The organism is uncultured Methylobacterium sp. (assembly GCF_964242245.1).
Lineage (GTDB): Bacteria > Pseudomonadota > Alphaproteobacteria > Rhizobiales > Beijerinckiaceae > Methylobacterium.
Window position 1 is genome coordinate 1 of the sequence record NZ_CAXTBY010000132.1, and the last position, 4,369, is coordinate 4,369.

General features: G+C 63.0%; 6 protein-coding genes. 5 read left to right on the forward strand and 1 reads right to left on the reverse strand.

All coding sequences use genetic code 11. The features are described 5' to 3' along the window. The first annotated feature begins 139 nt into the window (after positions 1 to 139). Complete coding sequence (locus ACFE8Y_RS18970; protein WP_375465934.1) at positions 140 to 814, forward strand: L,D-transpeptidase; 675 nt, start codon at positions 140 to 142, stop codon at positions 812 to 814. A 298-nt stretch (positions 815 to 1,112) separates the two neighbouring features. Here ACFE8Y_RS18970 and ACFE8Y_RS18975 read toward each other — a convergent pair whose 3' ends face one another. After that, a complete protein-coding gene (locus ACFE8Y_RS18975) occupies positions 1,113 to 1,364 on the reverse strand; it encodes a hypothetical protein (RefSeq protein WP_375465935.1) in 252 nt (83 codons plus the stop codon). On the opposite strand from ACFE8Y_RS18975, the gene ACFE8Y_RS18980 reads away from it, so the two are divergent. The 4 genes from ACFE8Y_RS18980 to ACFE8Y_RS18995 all read left to right on the forward strand — a co-directional run. Beyond that, positions 1,355 to 1,879: a MarR family winged helix-turn-helix transcriptional regulator gene (locus ACFE8Y_RS18980; protein ID WP_375465936.1), complete on the forward strand. Its 525-nt coding sequence runs from the start codon at positions 1,355 to 1,357 to the stop codon at positions 1,877 to 1,879. The two genes, ACFE8Y_RS18975 and ACFE8Y_RS18980, sit on opposite strands and share 10 nt — an antisense overlap. 117 nt (positions 1,880 to 1,996) lie before the next feature. Next, positions 1,997 to 3,010, forward strand: coding sequence for an ABC transporter substrate-binding protein (locus tag ACFE8Y_RS18985; RefSeq protein WP_375465937.1), 1,014 nt, complete (start codon positions 1,997 to 1,999; stop codon positions 3,008 to 3,010). Next, a complete protein-coding gene (locus ACFE8Y_RS18990; protein WP_375465938.1) occupies positions 3,007 to 3,834 on the forward strand; it encodes an ABC transporter ATP-binding protein in 828 nt (275 codons plus the stop codon). Before ACFE8Y_RS18985 ends, ACFE8Y_RS18990 begins: the two co-directional genes overlap by 4 nt. Before the next feature lie 4 nt (positions 3,835 to 3,838). Further along, the coding region (locus tag ACFE8Y_RS18995) for an ABC transporter permease (RefSeq protein WP_375465939.1) at positions 3,839 to 4,369 on the forward strand (531 nt) is incomplete at its 3' end.

Below are 4,369 nucleotides of genomic sequence, written 5' to 3' on the forward strand. Positions count from 1 at the left end.
GCCCTCAGCCGACAGACACCTCCGTCGTCCTCAAAAAGCTGAAGCGATGCCCCTGCCGGAATGTGCTGGCCACACTGCTGACGCATTCCGCCCGCTATCGGCCACAGAACGCAGAATAATCTACCGAGGCGTCGCTGATATGGACGAGATCGCTCTGCTCGGGCGTCGGAAGCCGGTTCTCAACCGTCGGTCGTTTCTGCTTGGATCCGCTACGAGTCTCGGCGCGCTGGGGCTCGCTGGTTGCGCAACATCGGACGGCTTGATCATCGCCGAGGCGGTGAAGGTCTACGGGCCAATGCCGGACGAGAAGTTCCCGATCCCGACGGTCGACATAAGCAAGGTCGATCCGAACTACTACCGCCGGACGGTTCACTACGACACCAAGGAAGCGCCTGGCACGATCGTCGTCGATACCGGCAATTTCTACGTCTACCGCGTTGAGGGCGACGGGGCCGCCACCCGTTACGGCACCAATGTCGGCCGCGATGGGTTTTTGTGGAGCGGTGACGCTTATGTCGGTCGCAAGTCTGAGTGGGCGACCTGGACACCGCCCAAGGAGATGATCCGGCGTCAACCTGAGGCCGCCAAGTACGCGCGTGGTATGCCGGGCGGCCTCGACAACCCGCTCGGCGCCCGCACCCTGCATTTCTACCAGAATGGCGCCTATACACTATATACGATCTACGCTAGCAGCGAGCCCGACACGATTAGCACCGGCATCACGAGCGGCTGTGTCGGCCTGCTCAGTCAGGACATGATCCACCTCTACGCACGAACGCCGGTCAAGACGAAGGTGGTCATCCTGCCCGCGTAATTACAATCCTTAGTCTCGCCCTGGACGCCGACCCAGCTCAGACGAGTTCGAAATTTATTGAAGTGCTTTCCCGATCGCGCCACTTCCGGACATTGGGGCCAGGCCGAATAGCAGACGTTCAGCTTTGCGCCGATCCCGGTCATTCGAAATCGTCTCATATATCCTTCGGAGCGGACGTCAGCGGCGCGGAGCCCCCCTCGTGTCAGTGGAAGGCAGCCCCGCATCAAGGTGGCCGTAAAGCCAGACAACGCGTCAATACAGACAAGCCAGCAGAGTCCAACAGGATCGACGATCCACTCTATCGATTTCGCACCGAGGCGTGTGGGCCGGAAGGCGCTGCGGCGCGATGATTGTCCGCGACGCTGAAATCGATCGCCAAAATGACGGCGGAGCGGTTGAACCTGTCGAGATCGGCCAATACGCCATTGATCTCAACGGAAGCTCGGTTAATGCAGCTCAATCGACCCTTCTTTAAGGTCTTCGGGCGGGCATGAGCGACGTCAGGCTTCGACCAAGCCACGCTACCGCGGCTGATGCCGAATGCGAACATCAGCCCTACATCTCTTTGACATTTCACCGGGACAGATCGACATGGAGTGCGGCGCTGCATTGAATCCCCAATTGTCAGAAAGACCTGGATTTCTTGTCCGCAGACTTCATCAGATATTTGTCTCGATCTACCTCGATAGCTGCAAGAATTTTGACACGACTCCCGTGCAATCAAGCGTGATGCAAGTCCTCAGTTTCTCGCCGGGACTTGACCAAACCTCGATCGCCGCAGAGATCGGGATGGACCGCACGACGACATCAAACGTCCTCGCCCGCCTCACGGCGCGGGGGATCATTCGTCGCGAGGTCCATGGGGCCGACCGGCGGAGCAAGCGCGCCTACCTCACGGCAACCGGTGAGGCGATGATTGCGGAGATGCAGACCGCCATCGAGTCCGCGCATCGACGCCTCCTGGCGCCCCTCGACGAGCCGGACCGCAAAGCGTTCCTGTCGCAGATCAGGCATCTCGTCGAAGCCAACAACCAATTCGGCCGTACCGCCCTTCGACATTTTTGAGCGCATCCGGCTACGGCTCGACAGACCCGCGGCCGGGACGATCACGTGCCGACGTCGCGGGTGGCACGGTTCGTGCACAATGCTCAGTATGCTGATGGTCAGTGGCGAGGAACGCAGATGCGAAGCTCCGGCTCAGTCGTCGCGCCGATGTGGCGTCGCATCGCCGCGTCGCTGCTGGCCTTTCTCTGGGCGATCGCGCCGGCCCGAGCCGAGGTGTCGGAGCTGCGGATCGCGCGGCAATACGGCATATCCCATCTGCAGATGGCCTTGCTCGAGCATTTCAAGCTGATCGAAAGGCATGCGACGGACGTCGGGCTCCCGGATCTCAAGGTCTCCTGGACGCGCTTCAGCGATGGGCCGGGGATGAACGAGGCCCTCCTGTCGGGGAACCTCGACATCGCCAACGGCGGCCTGACTGCTCTGATCGTGCTCTTCGACAAGAGCCGGGGCGCCTATACCGGCCTCGCACCGCTGAGCGCGATGCCGGCGATCCTGATGATGCGCCGCCCGGGGGTCAGAAGCGTCGCGGATCTCAACGAAACCGATCGGATCGCGTTGGTCTCACGGGTCTCGATGCAGGCCATCATCCTGCGCATGTTCGCGCAGAAGGCTCTGGGCAAGGACAAGGCGACCGTCCTCGACGCACTTACGGTGCCGCTGCCTCACGCGGAGGCCATGGCGGCGCTGATCGCCGGCAAATCTGAGATCACCGGCCATTTCACGGCGGCGCCGTTCTACCAGATCGAGGAGGCGAAGGGGCTGAACCGCATCTTGAACTCCTACGACGTCCTCGGCGGCCCGGCGACCTACAGCGTCACGTGGGCGGCGCGCCGGTTCATGAGCGAGAATCCGACGGTCATCAAGGCCGTGCTGGCGGCGATCGAGGATGCGACGCGGATCATTCATGATGATCCGAAGCGTGCGTCGGAGGCCTACATCGCAGCGGAAGGCTCCTCTCTCGATCCGGCCCTCGTGGAGCGGATCATCCGCGATCCCGAGAACATCTTCACCACCACTCCGCAGAAGGTGATGACGTTCGTCGATTTCATGGCCGAGTCCGGAACCGTCAAGCAGCCGCCGAAGAGCTGGAAAGACCTGTTTCCGCTGCTGCAGGACAAGGGCGGATCGTGAGGCAGGCGACGATTTCGGACCGCGCCCCGACGCTTGATGCGTCCGCCGACACCCCGCTGTTGACGCTGGAGGACGTGACGCTGCGTTACGTCACCCGCGACCATCGCGTTACGGCGACTTACCGCGTCGGTTTCGAAGTCGATGCCGGAGACCGCTTCGTGATCCTCGGAGCTTCGGGGTGTGGGAAATCCACGCTGCTGAAGGCGATCGGCGGGTTCATGCGGCCGGCGGCCGGCCGGATCACTCTGAACGGCCGCACGGTGACCAAGCCGGGCCCCGACCGCGTCATGGTCTTCCAGGACTTCGAGCAACTGATGCCGTGGAAGACGGTTCGGGAGAACGTGATGTTCCCGATCCGCGCCACCGGCAAGTTCCGCGGGGCCGAGGCTTCCCGTCGGGTCGACGAGGCGATCGAGCGCGTCAAGCTTGCGCGGTTCTGCCATCTGTTCCCTCACATGCTGTCGGGCGGCATGAAGATGCGGGTGGCGCTGGCACGGGCGTTGGCCCTGGAGCCCGACATCCTGCTGATGGACGAGCCCTTCGCAGCCCTCGATGCGCTCACCCGCCGTGAGATGCAGGAGGATCTGCTGCAACTCTGGGAGCAGTTGCGCTTCACGCTCCTGTTCGTGACGCATGCGATCGACGAGGCGATCATCCTCGGCTCGCGCGTCCTCGTGCTGTCGCCCCATCCCGGCCGGGTCCGGGCCGAGATCGATGTCGATCGCTTCGGGTTCGATGCCCTCGGGCATGAGGATTTCGGACTCGTGGAGCGCCGCATCCACCGCCTGCTCTTCGAGGCAGCGCGCGACCATGACGGAACCTGAAGCCATGACGGCTGCACGCGCTGGGCCGGACGGGCGGCGGCGATCCCCGCGACCGGAGTTCGAGCGCGACCCTATCGTTCCCGATCAGGCTGATGAGGTTGAGGTTCCGCTAACGGTCTGGGAGCGCCTGCGCGATAATGAAGGCGCGCGGCGCGCGCTCATCGTCGTCGCCATCGCCCTCGGCTGGGAATTCTATGCCCATTACATCGACAACCCTCTAATCCTGCCGACGCTGGGCGAGACCCTTGGCACGCTTTGGCGTGATATCGGTAGCGGGACGCTACCGAATCGTCTGATAACGTCTTTCCGGGCGCTGCTGCTCGGTTATGGCGTCGGCCTCGCGCTCGCGGCCTTGCTGACGACGCTTGCCGTCTCGACGCGCATCGGTTCGGATGTGCTGGCCACGCTCACCGCGATGTTCAACCCGGTGCCTGCCATCGCATTGCTGCCGCTCGCGCTGATCTGGTTCGGCCTCGGCCTGCCTTCGCTGGTCTTCGTGATCGCTCATTCCGTCCTGTGGGCCGTGGCGCTCAAC

Bases quoted from the DNA above. Each gene is read 5' to 3' on its own strand.
- ACFE8Y_RS18975 (WP_375465935.1), bottom strand. From the start codon at position 1,364: ATGTTCGCATTCGGCATCAGCCGCGGTAGCGTGGCTTGGTCGAAGCCT.
- ACFE8Y_RS18985 (WP_375465937.1), top strand. From the start codon at position 1,997: ATGCGAAGCTCCGGCTCAGTCGTCGCGCCGATGTGGCGTCGCATCGCC.
- ACFE8Y_RS18970 (WP_375465934.1), top strand. From the start codon at position 140: ATGGACGAGATCGCTCTGCTCGGGCGTCGGAAGCCGGTTCTCAACCGT.
- ACFE8Y_RS18980 (WP_375465936.1), top strand. From the start codon at position 1,355: ATGCGAACATCAGCCCTACATCTCTTTGACATTTCACCGGGACAGATC.